18 protein-coding genes are annotated in these 20,494 nt (G+C 63.6%); 4 read left to right on the top strand and 14 right to left on the bottom strand.

Going from position 1 to position 20,494, the window contains the following annotated elements:
• Positions 1-72 precede the first annotated feature (72 nt).
• From ACQ5BM_RS27795 to ACQ5BM_RS27835, 9 genes are all read right to left on the bottom strand, one after another.
• Positions 73-981 carry an ABC transporter ATP-binding protein gene (locus ACQ5BM_RS27795; protein WP_429818268.1) on the bottom strand — a complete coding sequence of 303 codons (909 nt, stop codon included), beginning with the start codon at positions 979-981 and terminating at the stop codon, positions 73-75.
• Positions 978-1,781: an ABC transporter ATP-binding protein gene (locus ACQ5BM_RS27800; protein WP_429818270.1), complete on the bottom strand. Its 804-nt coding sequence runs from the start codon at positions 1,779-1,781 to the stop codon at positions 978-980. Before ACQ5BM_RS27800 ends, ACQ5BM_RS27795 begins: the two co-directional genes overlap by 4 nt.
• On the bottom strand, positions 1,778-2,668 hold the full coding sequence (locus ACQ5BM_RS27805; protein ID WP_429818272.1) for an ABC transporter permease: 891 nt from the start codon (positions 2,666-2,668) through the stop codon (positions 1,778-1,780). Before ACQ5BM_RS27805 ends, ACQ5BM_RS27800 begins: the two co-directional genes overlap by 4 nt.
• Before the next feature lies 1 nt (position 2,669).
• The gene (locus ACQ5BM_RS27810; protein ID WP_429818274.1) at positions 2,670-3,647 is read right to left on the bottom strand and encodes an ABC transporter permease; all 978 of its coding nucleotides are present in this window, start codon (positions 3,645-3,647) and stop codon (positions 2,670-2,672) included.
• A gap of 170 nt (positions 3,648-3,817) precedes the next feature.
• Positions 3,818-5,467 (bottom strand): ABC transporter substrate-binding protein, encoded by a 1,650-nt coding sequence (locus ACQ5BM_RS27815; RefSeq protein ID WP_429818276.1) that lies wholly within the window; start codon positions 5,465-5,467, stop codon positions 3,818-3,820.
• 35 nt (positions 5,468-5,502) lie between these two features.
• Entirely contained in the window at positions 5,503-6,525 is a 1,023-nt protein-coding gene (locus tag ACQ5BM_RS27820; protein ID WP_429818278.1) for a glycoside hydrolase family 3 N-terminal domain-containing protein, read from the bottom strand.
• A gap of 22 nt (positions 6,526-6,547) precedes the next feature.
• A complete protein-coding gene (locus tag ACQ5BM_RS27825) occupies positions 6,548-7,027 on the bottom strand; it encodes a GNAT family N-acetyltransferase (protein WP_429818280.1) in 480 nt (159 codons plus the stop codon).
• A gap of 433 nt (positions 7,028-7,460) precedes the next feature.
• Positions 7,461-7,829: a YbaN family protein gene (locus tag ACQ5BM_RS27830; RefSeq protein WP_429818282.1), complete on the bottom strand. Its 369-nt coding sequence runs from the start codon at positions 7,827-7,829 to the stop codon at positions 7,461-7,463.
• 19 nt (positions 7,830-7,848) lie between these two features.
• Positions 7,849-8,538, bottom strand: a complete 690-nt coding sequence (locus ACQ5BM_RS27835; protein WP_429818284.1) for a DUF2161 domain-containing phosphodiesterase — start codon at positions 8,536-8,538, stop codon at positions 7,849-7,851.
• Between the two features lie 266 nt (positions 8,539-8,804).
• Here ACQ5BM_RS27835 and ACQ5BM_RS27840 point away from each other — a divergent pair, with 266 nt between their 5' ends.
• Complete coding sequence (locus ACQ5BM_RS27840; protein WP_429818286.1) at positions 8,805-10,157, top strand: NfeD family protein; 1,353 nt, start codon at positions 8,805-8,807, stop codon at positions 10,155-10,157.
• A 50-nt stretch (positions 10,158-10,207) separates the two neighbouring features.
• Positions 10,208-10,987, top strand: coding sequence for a slipin family protein (locus ACQ5BM_RS27845; RefSeq protein WP_429818288.1), 780 nt, complete (start codon positions 10,208-10,210; stop codon positions 10,985-10,987).
• 14 nt (positions 10,988-11,001) lie between these two features.
• Here the strand turns inward: ACQ5BM_RS27845 and ACQ5BM_RS27850 are convergent, their stop codons facing one another.
• From ACQ5BM_RS27850 to ACQ5BM_RS27870, 5 genes are all read right to left on the bottom strand, one after another.
• Complete coding sequence (locus ACQ5BM_RS27850) at positions 11,002-11,814, bottom strand: inositol monophosphatase family protein (protein WP_429818290.1); 813 nt, start codon at positions 11,812-11,814, stop codon at positions 11,002-11,004.
• A gap of 33 nt (positions 11,815-11,847) precedes the next feature.
• Positions 11,848-12,909: an ABC transporter ATP-binding protein gene (locus ACQ5BM_RS27855; RefSeq protein ID WP_429818360.1), complete on the bottom strand. Its 1,062-nt coding sequence runs from the start codon at positions 12,907-12,909 to the stop codon at positions 11,848-11,850.
• 8 nt (positions 12,910-12,917) lie between these two features.
• On the bottom strand, positions 12,918-15,155 hold the full coding sequence (locus ACQ5BM_RS27860) for an ABC transporter permease (protein WP_429818292.1): 2,238 nt from the start codon (positions 15,153-15,155) through the stop codon (positions 12,918-12,920).
• A 116-nt stretch (positions 15,156-15,271) separates the two neighbouring features.
• Positions 15,272-16,297 (bottom strand): ABC transporter substrate-binding protein, encoded by a 1,026-nt coding sequence (locus tag ACQ5BM_RS27865; protein WP_429818294.1) that lies wholly within the window; start codon positions 16,295-16,297, stop codon positions 15,272-15,274.
• Between the two features lie 123 nt (positions 16,298-16,420).
• Entirely contained in the window at positions 16,421-17,443 is a 1,023-nt protein-coding gene (locus ACQ5BM_RS27870; RefSeq protein ID WP_429818296.1) for an ABC transporter substrate-binding protein, read from the bottom strand.
• A gap of 216 nt (positions 17,444-17,659) precedes the next feature.
• On the opposite strand from ACQ5BM_RS27870, the gene ACQ5BM_RS27875 reads away from it, so the two are divergent.
• Positions 17,660-18,400, top strand: a complete 741-nt coding sequence (locus tag ACQ5BM_RS27875; RefSeq protein ID WP_429818298.1) for a response regulator transcription factor — start codon at positions 17,660-17,662, stop codon at positions 18,398-18,400.
• The gene (locus ACQ5BM_RS27880; protein WP_429818300.1) at positions 18,397-20,490 is read left to right on the top strand and encodes a two-component system sensor histidine kinase NtrB; all 2,094 of its coding nucleotides are present in this window, start codon (positions 18,397-18,399) and stop codon (positions 20,488-20,490) included. Before ACQ5BM_RS27875 ends, ACQ5BM_RS27880 begins: the two co-directional genes overlap by 4 nt.
• Positions 20,491-20,494 lie beyond the last annotated feature (4 nt).

Genomic DNA, 20,494 nt, shown 5'->3' on the forward strand with positions numbered 1-20,494 from the left:
CTCGCGATCAACAAAAAACGCTCCGCAGTTCAAGTTGCGGGGCGTTTTTTGTTGGTCCTGTTGGCTATCGGCTCAGGCGGCGCGCACGAAATGATCGGGCCCAACCTCGCGGATCGTCTCCCGGTTCGCGGCCGAGCGGCGGCGGATTTCGTCCGCATCGGCGGAACTGACCTGGGCGTTCGGGTCGTCGAAGCGGATAGCCGGATCCGGTACGGCCGAAAGCAACAGCTTGGTGTAGGGGTGTGCCGGGTTGTCGATGACCTTTCCGGTATTGCCCCATTCGACGATCTGTCCCGCATACATTACCGCAATGTCCTCGGCGACGTAGCGCGCGGTCGCGATATCGTGAGTGATGTAGAGCAGGCCGAGGTTCATCTCCCGCTTCATTTCGCTCAACAGATTGAGGACGCCGAGGCGCACGGAAACGTCGAGCATGGAGGTCGGCTCGTCGGCGACGATCACTTCGGGCTTTGCCGCCAGTGCGCGGGCGATGTTCACGCGCTGCCGCTGGCCGCCCGAGAGTTCGTGCGGGTACTTCGGCGCGACGATGTCGGGGTCGAGTTTCACCTGTCGGAGCAGCGCCTTGATCGTCTCGGCGATCGCTGCGCCCTTGATCTTCGGGCGATGCAGCATCAGCGGCCGCTTCAGATGATAGGCGATCGTATGGGCCGGGTTGAGCGAGGCGAAAGGATCCTGGAAGATCATCTGCACCGAGCGGCGGTAGTCGGCGATCTCCTTGGCTTCGGCCACGTCGACAGGCTTGCCCTTGAACAGCAGACGGCCCTCACTCGGCTCGTATTCGCGCATCGCGATACGGGCGCAGGTGGTCTTGCCGCTGCCGGATTCGCCGACGACGGCGAGCGCGCGACCGGCATGGAGCGAAAAGGATATGGAGCGCGCAGCGCGAACGGCGCTCGACCCGTTGCCGAAGGTCTTGCTGACTTTGTCCAGGGTCAGAATGGGTGCGGATGGGCCGGTCATCTAAGAACGCCTCCATGCAGTGAGGGGAAGGAGGCCCAGAGCTTTTTCGTATAATCGTGCCCCGGTGTCCGGTAGATGGCGTCGGCCGTACCTTGCTCGACAAGCTTGCCGGCGAGCATGATGCCGATGCGGTCGCAGAACTGCACCATCAGCCCGAGATCGTGGGTGATGAAGAGAACGGCAAAGCCGAGCTTGCGCCGGAGTTCGTTGATCCGCTGGAGGATTTCGCGCTGCACCACCACGTCGAGCGCCGTCGTCGGCTCGTCCATGACGATCAGCCGCGGATCTAGCGCCAGGCAGATGGCAATGACGATGCGCTGGCGCATGCCGCCGGAAAACTGATGCGGATAGTCACGCATGCGCTCCGGCGCGATGTCGACGAGCCTGAGCATCTCGGCCGTGCGGTCGCGCGCGGCCGCCCGGCTTATGCGCTTATGCGTCTTCAATACGTCGTAGAACTGCTGCTCGATGCGCAGGACCGGGTTCAGCGAGTTCATCGCGCTCTGAAACACCATCGCCACTTCGCGCCAGCGGAAGTCGGCAAGGCCCGTCTGGTCCAGATCGAGCACGTTGCGGCCGTCGAGCAGGATGGCGCTTTCCTTGCGGATCAGCGCCGGCGGCTTGTGCAGCCGGCTGATGGCAAAGGCGATCGTGCTCTTGCCGCAGCCGGATTCACCCGCAAGACCGAAGACTTCGCCCGGAGCGACGTCGAAGCTGACATCGTCGACCGCGCGGAAATCGCTGTTCTCGCCGATATAGTCGATGGTCAGGTTTTTGACGGAAAGCAAAGGCGCTGTCACAGGCGACCCTCCCCGGAACGGATAAGCGCGGACCAGCGGCCGAGCCGATTGCCGGTGCGCAGCCGCGGATTGGCGATCTCGTCCACGGCGAAGTTGAGCAACGACAGACCGATGCCGAGAAAGGCGAGCGCGAAACACGGCGTCAAAATATCCCACCAGGCGCCGACGGAAAGTGCCGAGGCTTTCTGCGCGGCATAGAGCATGGTGCCCCAGGAAACGACCTTGGGATCGCCAAGGCCCAGGAACTCCAGCGTCGCCTGGGTGATGATCGCGAAGATCACGCTGCCGATGAAATTGATGCCGACGATCGAGATGAGGTTGGGGAAGATCTCGAAGGTCATGATCCGCCAGCGCGACTCGCCCATCATCTCGGCGGATTTCACATAGTCCTTCTGCTTGACCGATAGCGTCTCGGCCCGGGTGACGCGTGCGCCCCAAGCCCAGGAGGTGCCGCCGAGGATCAGCGCGATGACCCAGGGGCTCGCCTGGCCGATGAAGGCGGCAAGCACGAGAAGCAGCGGCAGGTTCGGCACGACGAGTACCATGTTGGTGAAGAAGCTGATGATTTCATCGGTTTTGCCGCCGCGATAGCCGGCGATGATACCGAGCGCGGTGCCGAGCACGGTGATCAGAAGCCCGGCGCCGAAACCGACGGCAAGCGAGGTGCGCGCACCATAGACGAGGCGCGCAAAGACGTCCTGGCCGATGCGGGTGGTGCCGAGCCAGTGGTCGAGAGACGGCGCCTGGTGCGGCCGGCCGACGCGGGCGCCAGGGTCGTAGGAGGTCAGCACCGGCGCGGCGATCGCGACCAGCAGGATGAAGACGACGATCAGCGCGCCGACCATGGCCTTGCGGTTGTGAACGAGCGGGAAGGAGGAGATCTTCATCTCAGGCCCTCTTCAGACGCGGGTCGAGCAGCACGTAGCTGACATCGACGACGAAGTTGGCGACGAGCATGGTGGCGGTCATGATCAGCAGCTGTCCCTGGATGACGGGGTAATCGCGGGCGAGGATCGCCTGATAAAGGATGTTGCCAAGGCCGGGGTAATTGAACACCACCTCGGTCACCAGCGAGCCGCCAAGCACCGTGCCGATGGCGATTGCGAGGCTTGAGACGGTCGGCAGCAGCGCGTTGCGCGCGGCATACCAGAGCATGACGCGGGTGTCGGAAAGCCCCTTGGCGCGGGCCATGACGATATAGTCTTCGCCGAGCAGATTGATCATGTTGTTGCGCATGGTCACGGCGAAGCCGCCAGTCAGAACGGCGCAGAGCGTCAGCATCGGCAGGATGCCGTGATAAAGGACGCTGCCGAGATATTCGATCGAGATGGCCGGGTCGAGCGCCGGGTCGGCGGCATAGCCGGTCGGGAACCAGCCGAGCGTGAAGCCGAAGGTGAAGACGACGATCAGCGAGGTCACCACCGCCGGCACAGAAGTGGCGAAGATCGCGCCGACAGAAACGATGACGTCGAACAGGCTGCCGCGCCGCCAGGCGGCAAGGATGCCGAGGAAAGTGCCAAGCGCGAAGCTCACAAGCGTGGCCGTGCCCATCAGACCCACGGTCCACACCAGCGCGTTGCCGAGAACGGATGTCACCGGCAGCGGGAAATATTTGATCGAGCGGCCGAGATCGCCGCTGAAGATGCTGCCGAGATAGGTGAGATATTGCTGCCACAGCGGGCCGTCGACGAAGCCGAAGGTGAGTTTCAGGGCCTGCAGGCTTTCGGGCGGCAGTTCGGCGCCTGCGCTCGAAAACATGATCTGCACTGGATCGCCGGGCATCAGCCGCGGCAAAAAGAAGTTGATCGTCGCCGCCGCGACGAAGGCGGCCAGGTAGAAACAGAGGCGGCGAAGCAGAAAGGCCATCGGGAACTCCATCGACTGCGGCTGCCGCGTGCGGGCGCCAAGCGGCAGGGCTGTCTTCTTGTCGCTGTCGGAGACAGGCAAGCGCGAGGCGGGCTACGGTTGCCCGCCAGGGATGCCGGATGCGGCATCCTCTCGGATCGTCTCCGCGAGGATGCCGCGTTACGATCGAGTTACTTCACCGGTTCAAGCGCCAGCAGATGCAGGAGACGCGCCGGGTTGGTGCGGCTGATCGATGGGTTGACGAACGGGTTTTCCGCGTTCGCCCAGCCTTTGAAGCGCTTGGTGTTGTATTGGTACCAGTTGGGGTTGTTGAACACCGGCATGACCGGCAGGTTCTCGGCAACGATGCGCTGTGCCTTGTTCATCGCCTCCTTCTGCTTGGCAGGGTCGGCCGTGTGGGTGAACTCGGTCAGCAGTGCGTCGACTTCCGGGTTGAACCAGCGCTGTGCGGTGAAGCGCGTCTTGCCCTTGTCGCTCTCACTGAAGGCGCGCTTATAGGGATAGTAGGGAGAGGCGGATGCCGGCAGGCTGTTGATCGCCATGTCGAAGGTGCCGTTGATGAGGTTGCCGGTCCAGACGGCCTCCTCCGGCGTCTCGATCTTGGCGTCAAGGCCGACGGCCTGCAGACCCTCGACGGCGATTGTCACCGTGTCGATCCAGTCGGTCCAGGCGCTCGGCACGATGATCGAAAAGGCGATCTTGGTGCCATCCGGATTGTCACGGAAGCCGTCACCGTCCTTGTCGACATAGCCGGCCTCGTCAAGCAGCGCCTTGGCCGCATCGGCGTCGTATTTGCCGTATTTGCCGAAGTCGGTGGCGACCGAAGGATCGGCCCAGCTCTTGTAGAGTTCGCCCATGCCGGCCGGGTCTTCGTTGAGCGTCGGATAGCCGTAACCGGCGACGTCGACCATCGTGCCGCGGTCGAGCGCCATCGAGGCGGCACGGCGGAACTTCACGTCGTTGAAGGCCTTGCGGTTGTTCTCGTTCGCCGTTTCCTGGTTGAAGAGGAAGGCAACCATGCTGCTCGGCGAATACCAGAAGTGATAGTGCTCCGGATCCTTGGCGACATAGACGTTTTCGATATCCGGGATGAAGGAGACACCCCAGTCGAGCGTACCCGACGCGGTCGCCGTCAGGATCTGGTTGTTGTCGGCGAGCTGCGGGAAGCGCACGCAGTCGATTTTCAGCGTCGCCGCATCCCAGTAATGCGGGTTGCGGCACTGGTCGTAGGTCTGGCCGGTGAAGCGCGGGATTTCCGTTAGCGGGCCGCTGCCTACAGGCGTTTCGTTGGCGAAGGTCACCGGCTCGGCGATATCCTTCCAGACATGCTCGGGAACGATCGGCAGCTGCGCCAGTTGTTCGGCGGCAAGCGAGCTCGGATTGGCGAGCGAGAAGCGCACGGTCTCCCCATCGACCGCCTCGACGCCGGTGATAAAGCTCCAGATGCTGACGAAATCGAGCGCCGGGTACTTCTTCAGATAGTGGTAGGTGAACTTGACGTCGGTCGCCGTCAGCGGCTTGCCATCCGACCACTTCAGGTTCGGCAGGAGCTTGAACTCGATCGACTTCAGGTCGTCGGCGAGCTTGAAGCTCTCGGCAAGGCGAAAGACCGGCTTGTTGCCGTCGAAGCGGTTGAAGACGACGAGCGGCTCGTAGATGAAATCGAGCGTGCTCTGGCGCGCCGACGTCTGGTTGAACGGGTTGAAGTTGCGAACCCAGGTCGTCGCCGGTTCGATATTGGCCGTCAGCACGGTCTGTGCCGTTGCCGGGCCGGCGATGAGGGCGAGCGCGGTTGCCGCGCCGAGAAGCGATTTTTTCACGGTAGTTCCCCTGTTGTTTCCGAGATTTCTTCTCGTCAGGCGACGAGCACGCTTTTGAACATGTCCTCGACTTCCGCATGGGCGGCGCGCACGTCGACCTTCAGCGTGCCGAGGCGGGCCTTGCCGGCGTCGATGCGTTTCTGGGCGGCGGCGGTGAGCGGGCTTGCGGCCTTGGCTGCAGCTTCACTCTCGGCGAGCGTGCCATGGCTGTGGAGCGCGATGTCGAAGCCGGCATCGAGCACCTGCCGGACGCGCTCCGGCAGCGTGCCGCGCAGCGATTCCATGAAGATGCAGTCGGAGACGAGCACGCCGTCGTAGCCCATGTTGTTGCGGATGACGTCGTGCATGGTGGGCGAGATGGACGCAGGCAATTCCTGGTCAAAAGCGGAATAGACGACGTGAGCGACCATGGCCCAGGGGGTGTCGCGCAAAGCGACGAAGGGCTTGAAGTCGGTGGCGGTTAGCGTCTCGCGCGAGGCGTCGACGATCGGGCGCTCCTTGTGCGAGTCGAGCGTTGCCCGGCCGTGGCCGGGAATGTGCTTCATGACCGGCATGTTGCCGGTCTCGAGCAGGCCGTCGACCACTTCGCGGCCGAGCGCCGCGATGAAGTCCGGGTCGGAACCGAAGGAGCGGGCGCCGATGACGGAGCTCGTCGTCGCGAAGACGAGGTCGAGCACCGGCGAGCAACCGCTCGTCAGACCGAGGTCGCTCATCATCGTGCCCATGGCCTGGCTCGAAAGGCGGAGCGCCTTCTTGCCGAGCGCAAAGTCGCGGCGGGCGAGCTCGGCGAATTCGCCGAAGGAGCGAAACAGCGGCCACGGGCCGGCATCGAGATGCTGGACGCGGCCGCCTTCCTGATCGGTGAAGACGGGTGCGTCGTCGCGGCCGACGGCTTCGCGGAAGCGCTCGATCAGGGCTTTTGCCTGATTGGGTTCGCGCAGGTTGCGGCGGCCGACGAACAGGCCGAGCGGGTTGGTTTCGCGGAAGAGCGCAAACTCGTCATCCGAGAGCGTGGGATTGGGGATGCCGACGAAGAGGGCAAGCGGGGTCGAGGACATTGGGAGGCTCCGATCGTGGGAATTACCTGGAAGGGCGGCGCAGCATGCCCTGGTAGATCCCCTTGTCGGGCGCGGGGATCGGCACGGCGCCGACGGTCTTGGCATAGAAATCGACCGGGCCGGCATCGCCGATGAAGGCATAGGCGTGCCCGAGGGTCTTCATCGTGTCGAGGCAACTGGAAAGCAGGCCCAAGCCGATGCCCCTGCCGCGGCTTTCTGCGTCGACGCCCGTCGGTCCGAAGAAGCCCGGTGCCGTCGTGTCGTAGCAGGCAAAGCCGACCAGCTTGCCAGCGTCGACGGCGACGAGACAGGCGACCGGCCGGCGCGAGAAGGCGACAGCCACTTCGCTTGCCCAGTTCTCGCTGAAGTTCTCCCGCACCCAATCGATGACCAGGCGCATCTCCGGCGGCAAGGCCGGTCGAATGGTCACCCTGTCGGATTCGATTCTTCGCTTGAGTTCGACGAGGATCGGCGAATGCAAGCTCACCAGCATGTCAGGCATGTGTTCCTCCACATATTCCTTTATTAAGGAATTGCTGCCTTTGTAATGCAACAGATGGAGCCAAGCTGAGCGGCTTGTCAATCGCCAATCGTCAGATTTGGCGCGCTATCCTCTTTTCGCGGGACCAGACATCGATCGATAAAGCGTGCGGTTCCCGATCTGTCTCGGGTGCGTGGCTGCGATGACGATTGGGGAAAAGGGCAGGCGGGACGTGCGACCTAAGCGCGCCGCTTCACAAATTGCACGTTTGTACAACTTTGTTCTCGAGTTGTTCGAAATATATCTTGATTTACAAAAACACTAAGTATCGATATGCGTGCGCTCATAAAGTGCAATCTTAAGAATAATGCGACCTTTTCGGGTGCGCCCAAGTATTTCTTGAGAGGAAAAGTATCGTTTTCCTGCAGGGCGGCGCAGGTATTTCTCCGAATGGCTATTCCACCGGACGCGTCAGGATGAACAGCGCCGGAAGCGCCATTGCCGCTGCGACGATTGCTGTCAGCGCCAGGCTCGGATGAGCGAAGAAAAAGAAGAACCCGAAGCTTGCGGCCATCAGGCTCACCGCGCCGGTTTTGGCGCGCCTGGAGATCGCACCCTTTTCACGCCATAGCCGCAGCGATGCCCCGAAGATGCGATGGTTTAGCAGCCATTGCTCCAGTTGCGGGGAAGCGCGCGCGAAAAGCCCCGCAGCCAAAAGCAGGAATGGGGTCGTTGGCAGCACGGGAAGGAAGGCGCCTATGACGCCCAGCCCGACCATCAGCCATGCCAGGCAGAGACAGAGGATGCGAAGCGCCGGGTTCACGTGATGGCTCCCGGCGACGTCATGCTTCGGATGTCTCGGCGATTGGCGTCGTGGCCGCGTCGCTCGGTGGCCAGCGGCGAAGCGCCTCGGCCCCCAGTTCCGTCAGGGCATAGATGCCACGGTCGATCCGTTCGAACCAGCCATAGACGTTGCTGAGCAAGATCTTGGCCGCATCCGGTGCGACTGCGCGAAGGTCGCGCGGGCGCAGCTGACCGTTCTGCAGGGCGGCGGCACAGGCAAGCGCCTGCTGCCGATAGGCGGTCATGATCGGCGAGCGCGTGGCGCCACCGGCGGTCGGATCGCCCTTGCGGCGGCGATGCTCGCTGATCAGTCGCGCCCGTTTCCTGTTGTTCTTGCGGGGCATCACCGCGGAGGCTGCGAGAATGACGTCGACCATACCGTTGTCGGCAACCGCCAGCATGCCGAAACCGAGCCTGCGGCAGAGATCGCGGAACCGGCGATCGCTCTCCCGTCCCTTGCCCTTCGCCGAGACACGCGCGGCGATCCACACCTCGTCGCCGGCGGTGGCGCGGTCGACGGCCTGCAGGATCAATTCGAGATTGAAGCTCAGCTTGAGCTCGCAGATGACGACCAGCGGCGGCTCGTCATCGCTGAGCGCCACGATATCGCAGCCGCCGATCTCGCCCTTGACGCTGTAGCCACGGGCCTCGAGAAAGGTCTTGATCGGCTGATAGAGGGTCGTCTCCAAACCCGGGAATCCTGTTCTGGTCGATATCGGGGAGGCCGCCGTGGCAATTGCCTCGAACCGGCCGCGGCGCATCTTCGCGGAAGGAGACTAGCAGATAACCTCGATCGCCGGACTTGTCATCACGCCGCAGCACGAAGGCTGGCCTCGTTGTTCGCAGCAGCCGGTCAACCAGTAGCAAGCTTGCTTCGCCCTAACCTTGTGTTGTGCTATCATTCTTGAATGGACGCCTTTTCGGGGGCGTTGCGCATGCGAGGTTTTGACGACGGATGTTGCGAATCCTCACGTTGTTGCTCGTTTTAGTCTCATCATTCGCGTTTCCAGCTTCGTTGCGAGCCGAAAACGATCGGGTCGCCTTGGTGTTGCATGTCAACGGTGCCATCGGCCCGGCCACGGCCGAATATGTCAGGCGCGGCCTGACAAAAGCGGAGGAACGTCGCCTTCCGCTGGTCGTCTTGCAGATGGATACGCCCGGCGGTCTCGACACGTCGATGCGCGAGATCATCCGCGCGATCCTCGCTTCCCCCGTGCCTGTTGCGAGTTACGTCGCGCCGAGCGGTGCGCGCGCAGCGAGCGCCGGCACCTACATTCTCTATGCCAGCCACATCGCTGCGATGGCGCCGGGAACGAATCTCGGTGCGGCGACCCCGATTGCGATCGGCGGCGACATGTTCGGCCAGGGCAAGGATGCCGACACCGGCAAGGACGACCGCAAACAGCCCGCGGCGCAGAACGCCGCCGAGGCGAAGCTCGTCAATGACGCAGTGGCCTATATCCGCGGACTGTCCGAGTTGCGCGGGCGCAATACCGACTGGGCCGAAAAGGCGGTGCGCGAGGCCGCAAGCCTTTCGGCCGAAGCGGCCGTCAGGGAGAAGGTCGTGGATTTCACGGCCACCAGCATCGCTGATCTGTTGAAGCAGGCAAACGGGCGGACCGTGCGCGTTGGGCAACAGGAGATCCTGCTCGATACGTCAGGGCTTGGCGCCGAGGACTTCGTGCCGGATTGGCGCACCCGACTGCTTTCGGTCGTCACCGATCCCAATATTGCGGTCATCCTGATGATGATCGGCATCTACGGCTTGATCTTCGAGTTCCTCTCGCCGGGATCGGTGGCGCCTGGCACCATCGGCGGCATCAGTCTGCTGCTCGGGCTCTATGCGCTTTCTGTACTACCGGTCAGCTACGCCGGCATCGGGCTGATCCTGCTCGGGATCGGCTTGATGGTTGCCGAGGCGCATTCGCCGTCTTTCGGCGTGCTCGGCGCCGGCGGCAGCGCTTCACTGATCCTGGGCGCGGCAATCCTCTTCGACACGGATACGCCGGGGCTGCAGGTCTCCTGGTCCGTACTGGCGGCGCTTGCCGTCGCAAGCTTCGGCTTTAGCCTTCTGGTCGCCCGGCTGGCCTTCAGCTCATACCGCCACGCGGTGGCAACCGGCGGCGAACAGATGATCGGCATTGCCGGTAAGGTCGATAGTTGGACTGGCGCGGCCGGCTACGTCATTGCCCATGGTGAACGCTGGCAGGCGGTGAGCACGCAGACACTGTCGAGAGGCGAAGCTGTGAAGGTTGTCGGGCGGAATGGACTGACGCTCGAAGTGGTGCGCGACGGTCAAAAGGCATAGCGCGCCGCGGGTCCTGTGGGCGCAGGCAAAGCCGGAATGGAGGAATGGTCATGGACATGTTGGGGAGCCTTGCTCCTTTTGCCGCGTTGCTGGTGCTCATAATTCTCGTCATCGCCTATGCGATCCGGATCCTGCGCGAATACGAACGCGGGGTGGTCTTCACGCTCGGGCGGTTCACCGGCGTCAAGGGGCCAGGCTTGATCCTGCTTGTGCCCTATGTGCAGCAGATGGTGCGAGTCGACCTCCGAACCCGGGTGCTGGACGTGCCGAGCCAGGACGTGATCTCGCATGACAACGTTTCGGTCCGCGTCAGCGCCGTGATCTACTTCCGCGTCATCGATGCGGAGAAGTCGACGATCCAGGTCGAGGATTTCATGATGGCGACCAGCCAGCTGGCGCAAACGACCCTGCGTTCGGTGCTCGGCAAACACGATCTCGACGAGATGTTGGCCGAGCGTGACCGGCTGAACGAGGACATCCAGAAAATCCTCGACAGCCAGACGGATGCGTGGGGCATCAAGGTGGCGACGGTCGAGATCAAACATGTCGACATCAACGAGAGCATGATCCGCGCGATCGCCCGCCAGGCCGAAGCCGAACGCGAGCGGCGCGCCAAGGTGATCAATGCCGAGGGCGAACAGCAGGCGGCGGCCAAGCTGCTCGAGGCTGCCGAGATCCTGTCGCAGCAGCCTCAGGCGATGCAATTGCGCTATCTCAGCACGCTCAACGTGATTGCAGGCGAGAAGAACTCGACGATCGTCTTTCCCTTCCCAATGGAGATCGGCGGCCTCTTCGGGTTGAAGGCCGAGAAGCCGACCGGTCAGTCATGAGTGCCGTCAAGGGCTCAGGCTGCCGTCCTTTCAAGATTGGCGACTTTCAGCAGATCGTCGACTGCGCCGGGCGCCGCCGCCAGGACCGGCGCCCAATGGGTCAAAGCCTCGCCGCGCGTCGGGAAGGGCAAGGTCCAGCCACCGGCTTCATTCACCAGGCAGTAGCCACCGAGGCAATCCCAGGCGTGCATATAGGGTTCGTAGTAGCCGACGAGCCTGCCGGCGGCGACATAGGCGATCATCAGCGCGCCGGAGCCATTGCGCATGAAGTTGCCGCCGTTCGAAAGCAGGCGTTCGACGATGGCGCCCATCTCGGCGGGTTTCACCTGATCGTTGGCGCCGAGCCCGGTGACGGCGTTGCGGATCGTGCGTGTCCCGTCGAGACGAAGCGGCTTGCCGTTCAGCGTCGCGCCGCGGCCGGTTGCCGCGGCATAGATTTCCTGATGGCAGGGCGCGTGAATGACGCCAATGACCGGCTTTTCCTCGTACACCACGGCAATCGACACGCACCAGTTCGGCATGCCGTTGACAAAGGGGGTGGTGCCGTCGATCGGGTCGAGCACCCAGGTGAAGCCGGACGTGCCGTCGAGAAGCCCGTGTTCCTCGCCGAGCACGCCATCGTCCGGAAATGCCGCGGCGATCTTGTCGCGGATCAAGGTCTCGACGTTGCGGTCGGCGATCGAGACGACGTCGTGCGCGTCGCGCTTCGTTTCGATGACAAGCGTTTCCCGCTTGAGGAAATAATCGTAGGCGACCCGACCGGCTTCTTCGGCCATGGAGCTGGCAAGCGCGAAGCGGGCGTCGAGGCCGGCAATTTCAGAAGTCATGCAAGTGTCCTTTTCGTATCCAGTTTGAAAAAATTAGGCGTCAATCAAAGCCAGTCCGCGGTTGCGGAAACCGATGGCGACCTCCGTCGCTGGAGATAGCATGTCCTCGACCGCCTGATCGACAACGAACAAGAGGCCCGCCGGCGTTTCGACCTCGTATTCGACGTGACCACCGAGATAGGCGGCGCTGCTGATCGTGCCGGCAAGCGCCGCGCCCTTGGCCGGCGTCAGCGTCACCGCATTCGGTCGGACGGCGAGTTTCGACGGGCCGGGCCGAGCACTTTTCGACAACAGGCGATGCTCGAGGCCGCCGACACGAATCGTCGCCTGGCTGCCGTCAGTCGCGGTGACCTCGCAGGGCAACACATTGGCCTCGCCCATGAAGTCGGCGATGAAGGTGGAGGCGGGCGCCTCGTAGAGATCGCGCGGCGCGCCCTCTTGGGCGATTGCGCCATCCTTCATGACGATAATGCGGTCGGAAACGGCCAGTGCCTCGTCCTGGTCGTGGGTGACGTAGACGGCGGTGAAGCCAAGCCGCTGCTGCAACTCGCGGATCTCAGTGCGCACCTTGCGGCGCAGGCGCGCGTCGAGGTTGGAAAGCGGCTCGTCGAGCAGGAGCACCTGCGGCTCGAGCACGAGGGCGCGGGCAACGGCCACACGCTGCTGCTGTCCGCCGGAAAGCTCGGCCGGGAGCCTTTGGCCGAGACCGCCAAGGCCGACGAGCTGCAGACCTTCTTCGGCACGCTCGCGCGCCTCCTTCTTCCTGATGCCGGAGGATTCCAGCCCATAGGCGACATTGTCGAGTGCCGACATGTGCGGGAAGAGGGCGTAGGACTGGAAGACCATCGACACGTCGCGCTCGTTGGCCGGCAGCATGGTCACGTCCTTGCCGCCGATCAGGATCTTGCCGGCAGAGGGGTGCTCGAGGCCTGCCAGCATGCGCAGCGTCGTCGTCTTGCCGCAGCCGGAGGGCCCAAGCAAGGTCACGAGTGTACCGGGTTCGATGGTGAGCGAAAGGTCGTGGATGGCCGTGAAGGCGCCGAACTGCTTGCGCACGTTCTTAAAGACGACCGAGCCGGTGCGCGGGGTGCTCATCTGAGTGCTCATGCGGTTTTCTCCTGGGAGAGGGTGGTGGTGGACGAACGGGCCGGGGCGGCGCCGAAGACGCGGTTCTCGCGCCTCAGCCTGCGTTCGCCGACGAGGAGTTGCAGGCCGGTGATGATGGTGATCATCACCAGGATGAGGGCGGAGGAATAGGCAATCGCAACACCAAACTCGCCGTTTTCGACGAGGCCGACGATATAGGCGGTCGCCATGTTGTATTCGGCGCTGACGAGGAAGACGACGGCGCTGATCGAGGTGATTGCACGGACGAAAGAGTAGACGAGGGCGGCGACGATGGCGGGCCGGAGCAGCGGCAGGATGACCTTGCGCAGCGTGCGGAAGCTCGTTGCCCGAAGCGTCAGTGACGCCTCGTCGAGGCTCTTGTCGAGTTGGCTCATCGCGGCAATGCCGCCGCGCACGCCGACCGGCATGTTGCGGAAGACGAAGCACGCGACGAGGATCAACGCCGTGCCGGTCATTTCGAGGGGCGGCAGGTTGAAGGCGATGATGTAGCTGATGCCGATGACGGTGCCGGGAATGGCAAAGCTCAGCATCAGCGCGAACTCGAAGACGTCGCGGCCGGCAAAGCGCTGGCGCACGATGAGATAGGCAGTAAGCAGCCCCACCAACGCGGTCAGGGGTGCTGCGATCAGCGAGATCTCCATGGTCGTCCAGAAGGAGTTCCAGGCAACACCCGTCCAGGCGATCGCACCGTCCACGATGGAGATCGAGAAGGCCTTGGCGTAGTGGTCGAGTGTCAGCGAATTGTCGAGGCCCCAGGTCTTCACGAAGCCGCCGAAGAGGATCATGCCGTAGACGACAACGGTGAAGATCATCCAGGGAATGACGACAGCGTGAACCGCAATCGACAGCGAGCGCGGCAGCGCGCTGTGGGCGCCGGAGTCGCCCTTGCCGGTGACGGTCGAGTAGTTCTTGCCGGCGAGCCAGTAGCGCTGCGCCAAAAAGGCCGAGAGCGTGAAGCAGAGCAGGATGATCGCGAGAACCGCGGCACGGGAGGGGTCGTTCTGCGCCCCGACGACGGCAAAGAAGATCTCGGTCGAGAGCACGCCGTGGCTGCCGCCGAGCACCAGCGGATTGCCGAAATCGGCCATGCTTTCGATGAAGCCGATGAGGAAGGCGTTTGCGAGGCCGGGTTTCATCAGCGGCAGCGAGACGTTCCAGAAGGTGCGCCAGCGATCGGCGCGCAGCGTCTGCGACGCCTCTTCCATCGACGGGCTGACACCTTCGACGACGCCGATCAGCACAAGGAAGGAGATCGGCGTGAAGGAGAGAACCTGGGCGATCCAGATGCCCGTAAGTCCATAGAGCCAGCGGCCGGGTTCGATGCCGAAGGCATCCGAGAGGAATTCGGTGACGACGCCGGCGCGGCCGAAAAGCAGGGTCAGCGCCAGGCCGATGACGAAGGGCGGCGTGATGATCGGCAGCACCGTCAAGAGCCGCATGCCCTTCTTGAAGGGAAAGCGCGTGCGGGTGGCGACCAACGCGAAGGCGAGGCCTAGAAGCGTCGAGCCGGAGGCCGTCATCAGCGCCAGCCACAGGGTTCGCCAGGCGACGCCGCAACGGCTCTCGCCGATGACGCAACTCAAGCTCCAGATCGAGGCATCCTGGATGTTGCGGATGAAACCATCCGGCTTGAACGAGCCGTCGAAATCCTGGACGGAAGCCGCGAACATGCTGCCGACCGGATAGAAGACGAAGACGACGACCAGAGAAACGAGCAGCGAGATCGCCGCGACGATGAAGGCATCGCCCTTGAGCACGCCACGCTCGGCAAGCCCGAAGGCGAACATCAGAATGAAGGCAAGGGCCAGGAATACTGCGCCGGCGCCCATCGACGGCTGCCCGTCCGAAAGCGGCCCGAACAGGGCCTCGCTGACTATCCAGGTCCACCCGGTGAAGCCGATCGCAAGCCCCTCAAGGGCGAGATAGAGGACGCCCGTTGCGCCGGCGATAGCAAGTACAAGCCCGCGGCGCGCGGGATCGCGGACAAAGCGCGCTGCCGCGCAGATGCCAAGCAGCAGCAGCGCCACGACCAGCCACGGCCGGCCATGCGCAAAGATCTGCATAAGGCCGGGGGCAACGGCCGGATCCCCGGGGAAATCGGCGAGCCAGCCGAGCCCGAAGAAGCCACCTTCGATGCGATACCAGGGGACAGCCAAGAATGCGGCCAGTCCGAGTCCGAGCGCGAGGTCGAGCCTGCGGTTGCGATGTTCCATGACGGTCCTCGCGTGAATTGAAATGAGAATGATGTGACGTGGCGTTGCCACGAGGCGACGGACGAGCGCTGGGCCGCTCGGCCGGATCGATCATCCGGCCGAGCCTGTCCGGAGGATCAGTTGGCGGTGGCGCCGATCTCGCGATCCCAGCGCTCAAGCAGCGCCTTGCGCTTCTCGGCGTCGCCGAAGGTGGCAAAGTCGTAGTCGATCAGCTTGATGTCCTCGAACTTCGGAGCTTCCTTCGGCACTTCGGCCGACTTGTTGGACGGTAGCTGGAACGACTTGGCGTCCTTCATCCGCGACTGGACCTCGGGCTTCAGCGCCCAGTCGTACCAGGCCTTGGCATTGTCCAGGTTCTTGGCGCCGCGGATGATCGACATCGAGCCGATCTCGTAGCCCGTGCCTTCGCAGGGCGCGATAGACTTGATCGGGAAGCCTTCGGCGGTCTGCGCCACCGCGTCATGCATGAAGACGATGCCGAGACCGGCTTCGCCGCGTGCGGCCGCCTTGACCGGTGCCGAGCCCGACTTGGTGTACTGCGCGATGTTGCCGTTGAGCTTCTTCAGATAGTCGAAGGCCTGGTCTTCGCCCATGATCTGCACCAGCGAGGCAAGGGCCGTGTAGGCGGTGCCGGACGAGTTCGGGTTCGCCATCTGGATCTCACCCTTCAACGAGGCGTCGAGCAGGTCCGCCCAGCACTTCGGCTCCTTCAGGCCCTTCTTCGAGAAGATCTCGGTGTTGTAGCCCCAGCCGAGCGCACCTGCATAGACGCCGACCGTGCGGTAACCGGAACCTTCGGCCTGCTTCTTTGCCCAATCCTGAAGCTGATCCAGCATCGGCGACTTGTATTCGAGCGTCAGGCCGTCGGATGCTGCCTGCAGATGCGGGTCGCCGGTACCTGCCCACCAGATATCGGTCTTCGGATTGCGCGCCTCGGCGCGAATCTTGGCATAGGTCTCGCCGGACGACAGGCGAACCATGTTGACCTTGATTCCGGTCTCCTTCTGGAAATCGCCGGTCATCTGCTCGCAGATCACCACGTCCGCCGAGCAGATGAGATTAAGGCTGCCGGCAGCCTGGGCCGGTAGCGCGGTGAGCGCCGTTCCGGCGAAAAGCATGAGGGAAAGGGTCATCGTTTTCATTGGGGCATCCTCCTGTTGCCTGTTTGAAACTTGGCGCGAACACGGGGCGCGGGGCGGCCATCGGCCTACCCGGCGGGCAGCACGTTCACGATTTCGGGTTGCGTGAGTTGGCTAAGGGGTCGGTCAGTTCGTTGCGGCGATCTCCGCGTCGAACCTTTCGAGCAAGCGACTTCGTTCTTCCGGCGAGCCGAAGGTCGCGAAGTCGTAATCCACCATCTTGATCATCGAGATATCGGGCGCGGCAAGCGGCAGGTCCGAGCGCGCATTGGACGGCACCTGGTTCTGACCGGCGTCCGCCCCGGTGCCCTGGCCTTCCGGGCTCAGTGCGAAGTCGACGAAGGTCTTCGCCGCCTCCAGATGACGGGCGCCCTTGACGATGCTGACCGCACCGATCTCGTAACCGGTCCCCTCGCAGGGCGCGACGATGACGAGGGGTGATCCCGCCTGTTTCTGGGTGACGGCGTCATGCATGAAGGAAATGCCGATCAGTGTTTCTCCGCGTGCGGCCGCTTTCACCGGGGCCGAGCCGGCCGTCGTGTACTGGTCGATGTTGCGGTTGAGCGCCGACAGGAAGCGGAAGGCTTCCTCTTCACCAAAAAGCTGGACCAGCGTCGCAAGCGTGGTGAAGGCGGTGCCGGAGGAATTCGGGTTGCCGCTGCGGATGCGACCGCGATAGGCGCTGTCTGCGAGGTCCTTCCAGCAGGTCGGTGCAGGTAGCTTCAGCGCACGCAGAAGATCGGCATTGTAGGCAAAGCCGAGGGCCCCGGCGTAGATGCCGGCCGATCGGCCGCCGGAGATGGCGAAGAAATTCTGCGCCCAGGGCAGCATGTCGCGTTCATGCGCCGGTTTATATGGTTCGAGCAGGTTCTCGGACCCTGCCTGTAGATGGGTGTCGCCCGTGCCGCCCCACCAGACATCGACGGTCGGGGCGCCTTTCTCGGCGCGGAGCTGGTTGAGGATGTCGCCGGTGCTCTTGCGCGTCATCGAGATTTCGAGGCCGGATTTCGCCTCGAATGCGGTCTTCATCGTGGCGCACCACGCTTCATCGACACCACACAGCACGGTGAGCGCCGGCGCCGTCATGCCTGTTGTGGCGGCGCCTATCCACAGCGCCACGCCCGCGCCGATAGCGGTGATGCCTCTCACGATGTCCTCCCATTGGAACGCTACCGTCCCGATCTCCGCAGTCAGGATGTCGATATTCCCCTCCTGCCGCAATCGGAGAATGGTTACCGTTCTTACAGCTTCGGACGCTCTCCGCCGTTTCAAAATTACAAAGATTACAAATATGACAAATCAGATAATGCGAGCTGCTTTGAACATTGAGACGGCCCCGCCTATGATGGGTGCGGGAGGACGTGCATGCTGAATGAGAGGATACGGATTCTGATCGTCGAGGACGATCCGGATATGGCGGAACTTATTTCCGATCTGGTGGAAGCGGAGGGCTGGCAACCGCTCACCGCGCCGTCCGCGGAGGCGGCGGCCAATGTGCTGGCGCGCGAGGCGGTGAATCTCGTGCTTGTCGACCATAATTTGCCGGGTACTTCGGGCCGCACTTTCGCACAGAGGCTGCGGGCGCGCACCAATATCGGCATCGTCATGGTGACGGCGGCCGGCAGCGCTGCCGATCGGGTGCTGGGCCTGGAAACGGCGGCGGACGATTACGTCGTCAAGCCGTTCGAGCCGATCGAGCTGACGGCGCGCATCAAGGCCGTCCTGCGCCGCACCCATCCTTCGCTGAAGCCGGAGCGGGAAAGCGAGCGCGAGCCCGAACCCGCAGCGATGAAGCTCGGCGACTGGTCGATCGACCTCAGGAGCCGCCGGGCGATTTGCCTCACGGATCCCTCGAGATCGCTGACGAGCGCCGAGTTCGCTCTTCTGGAAATCCTTGCAGAAACGCCGAACATGCCGGTTGGCCGCGCGCAGATCCTCGACCGCCTCGGTGCCGAGAGCGATCGCTACATCGACCGCAACGTCGATGTGCTCGTGCTCAGGCTCCGCCGCAAGATCGAGCGCAATCCAGATCTGCCGCGCCACATCAAGACGAGACGCGGCAAAGGCTACGTGCTCGATACCGACGACGGCGAGCCGAAGTCGTGATCGTTCGCCCTTTTCTTTCGTCGATCGCCTTCCGGCTGCCCTTCGCGATCGTCTTCATCTGCGTCCTTGTCTTCGGCCTTGCGACGGTTGCGGTCTTCGGCCTGCAACGGGCGCGCGACGAGATGGCGGCCTACGGGCTGCAGGCCTTCTCCAGTCTTGCAAGGGCTTCCCTGGTTTCGCGCCAGGTTTCCGATCTTGTATCGAGCGCACCGTTCCTGATGAACGCGACCTCTCCCTATCGCGTGTCGAGCGAAAGCCGATCGGTCGTGACGCAGGTCGACGCGCTGCTGCGCGCCATGGTGCCGCACGATGGCGATGCGGCCGCCAAGGGTTTTGCCAGTGCTCATATCGTCGAGCTCCTGGAGACGATCCGCACGCAGACGATGACGCTTGCCGGCGACGCCGAATCGGCCCAGCAGCACAAGGCGGAAGCGGCCGCCGCGCTTGGCGAGATCGCGATCGGCAGCGGCATGGCGGACGCCGACTTCCGCCGTCGCCTCAATGGGATCGTACAATCGGCATCCAACTCGGACAGCCTGTTCCAGCTCGGTGAATTGCGCCGCCGCTACATCGCCGAAACGGTGCCGCGTCTCGAGCATGCGGCGCCGGATATCCGGGTTTCGGCGACCGAACTCGCGCCTTACGAACGGGTTTTTGAAGCGCAGACGCAGTATCTCCTGGAGATGTTCGCCATTCGCGCGGCCGTAGCGCGATTGCACACGGTGTCGCGCGACCTCTCGCATGCGACGGAAACGCAGAGCGAGGCCGTCGCCCGCGGCCTCAACGACGATCTCGTTTCGACCTCCGATGCGCTGAGCCGCCTGCTTGTCATCGTCGCCGTCGCCGCGCTCCTTGTGCTGGTCATGGCCATTTTCTCCATCCGCTCCGTCATGCGCGTGTCGCGGGGGATCGTGTCGCTGTCCAACGGGATGAACGCGCTTGCGGAGGGGCGCCGCGACGTCGCCGCGCCGACCTACAAGGGGACGGAAACGGAGCTCGTTAGGCTGTTGGAGGCATTCCGCGCATTTCGAGAAAGCGTCGAGCGCGTCTCGCGGCTCCGACGGACGGCTGAGGCCGCAGCGCGCACGATCCGTTCAACCTTTCGCAACATGAACGAAGGCATCGCGCTCTTCGATCCCAGCGGCAAGCCGATCACGATGAACCGTCGCGTCATGGAACTCGTCGGGTGGCCGGGTTCGGCAAGGAAGTTGCCACTGCGCAGTTTCGTGAGCCCGATGCCCGAGATTGACCCGGCTCTGCTGCCCGCCGATCGCGACACCGGCATGCTCGGCGACCGACTTGTCCTGCGGCATCGGTCCGGGGCCGGCCGCGTGATCGAGGTTTCGTTGTCGCGGCAGCCGGATCGCGGCATCGTGCTGCTCGCCCGTGACGTGACGGACATGGACCGGCAGGAGGCCGAAGCGGCAAAGGCCCAGCGCCTCGACGGCATCATGCGCATGACGCATCAGGTGAGCCACGAGGTCGGCAACATGATCGGCATCATCACCGGCAGCCTGGGCCTTCTGGAGCGGGAGACCGGCTTCAACGATCGGCAGAAGCGTCACATCGCCCGAATCCGCAAGGCGGCCGATCGCGGCCGTTCGCTTGCCTCGAGCATGTTGTCCGTCGGCAGCCAACACCCGATCCAGCCCGGCGCGCTGGAGATCGGCGCGGTGTTGCGCGGCATGGCCGACGTGCTGGAAATCGCCGTCGGGGAAAAATGCCATCTTGCCTTCGAGATCGCCGGCGACCTGCCCAATGTGCAGCTCGATGCCGCTCTCTTCGAGCAGGCGATCCTCAATCTCTGCCTCAATGCCGCTGCCGCGATGCCTCAGGGCGGGACGATCCTGATCCGGGCCGCCCGGGTGGAGGGCGACGTCGTCGTCTCCGTCACCGACGAGGGGATCGGCATGTCGCCGGAAGCCGCGGACAAGGCATTCGAGCCCTATTTCACCACCCGCGACGAGGAGGGCGGCGCCGGTCTCGGTCTCGCCGTTGTCTACGGCTTCGTCCGGCAAAGCGGTGGCGATGCCCGCATCCTCTCGCAGCCGGGAAGGGGAACGACCGTCGAGCTGGTCTTTCCGAGTTGAACCG

Origin of the sequence: Ensifer sp. B1-9, assembly GCF_050474445.1 — a bacterium.
In the GTDB taxonomy this organism is placed as follows: Bacteria; Pseudomonadota; Alphaproteobacteria; order Rhizobiales; family Rhizobiaceae; genus Ensifer.

Excerpts from the sequence above, each read along its gene's own strand:
- ACQ5BM_RS27865 (WP_429818294.1), bottom strand. The coding sequence starts at position 16,297 with ATGAAAACGATGACCCTTTCCCTCATGCTTTTCGCCGGAACGGCGCTC.
- ACQ5BM_RS27810 (WP_429818274.1), bottom strand. The coding sequence starts at position 3,647 with ATGGCCTTTCTGCTTCGCCGCCTCTGTTTCTACCTGGCCGCCTTCGTC.
- ACQ5BM_RS27845 (WP_429818288.1), top strand. The coding sequence starts at position 10,208 with ATGGACATGTTGGGGAGCCTTGCTCCTTTTGCCGCGTTGCTGGTGCTC.
- ACQ5BM_RS27820 (WP_429818278.1), bottom strand. The coding sequence starts at position 6,525 with ATGTCCTCGACCCCGCTTGCCCTCTTCGTCGGCATCCCCAATCCCACG.
- ACQ5BM_RS27860 (WP_429818292.1), bottom strand. The coding sequence starts at position 15,155 with ATGGAACATCGCAACCGCAGGCTCGACCTCGCGCTCGGACTCGGACTG.
- ACQ5BM_RS27805 (WP_429818272.1), bottom strand. The coding sequence starts at position 2,668 with ATGAAGATCTCCTCCTTCCCGCTCGTTCACAACCGCAAGGCCATGGTC.
- ACQ5BM_RS27875 (WP_429818298.1), top strand. The coding sequence starts at position 17,660 with ATGCTGAATGAGAGGATACGGATTCTGATCGTCGAGGACGATCCGGAT.
- ACQ5BM_RS27855 (WP_429818360.1), bottom strand. The coding sequence starts at position 12,909 with ATGAGCACCCCGCGCACCGGCTCGGTCGTCTTTAAGAACGTGCGCAAG.
- ACQ5BM_RS27825 (WP_429818280.1), bottom strand. The coding sequence starts at position 7,027 with ATGCCTGACATGCTGGTGAGCTTGCATTCGCCGATCCTCGTCGAACTC.
- ACQ5BM_RS27850 (WP_429818290.1), bottom strand. The coding sequence starts at position 11,814 with ATGACTTCTGAAATTGCCGGCCTCGACGCCCGCTTCGCGCTTGCCAGC.
- ACQ5BM_RS27795 (WP_429818268.1), bottom strand. The coding sequence starts at position 981 with ATGACCGGCCCATCCGCACCCATTCTGACCCTGGACAAAGTCAGCAAG.
- ACQ5BM_RS27840 (WP_429818286.1), top strand. The coding sequence starts at position 8,805 with ATGTTGCGAATCCTCACGTTGTTGCTCGTTTTAGTCTCATCATTCGCG.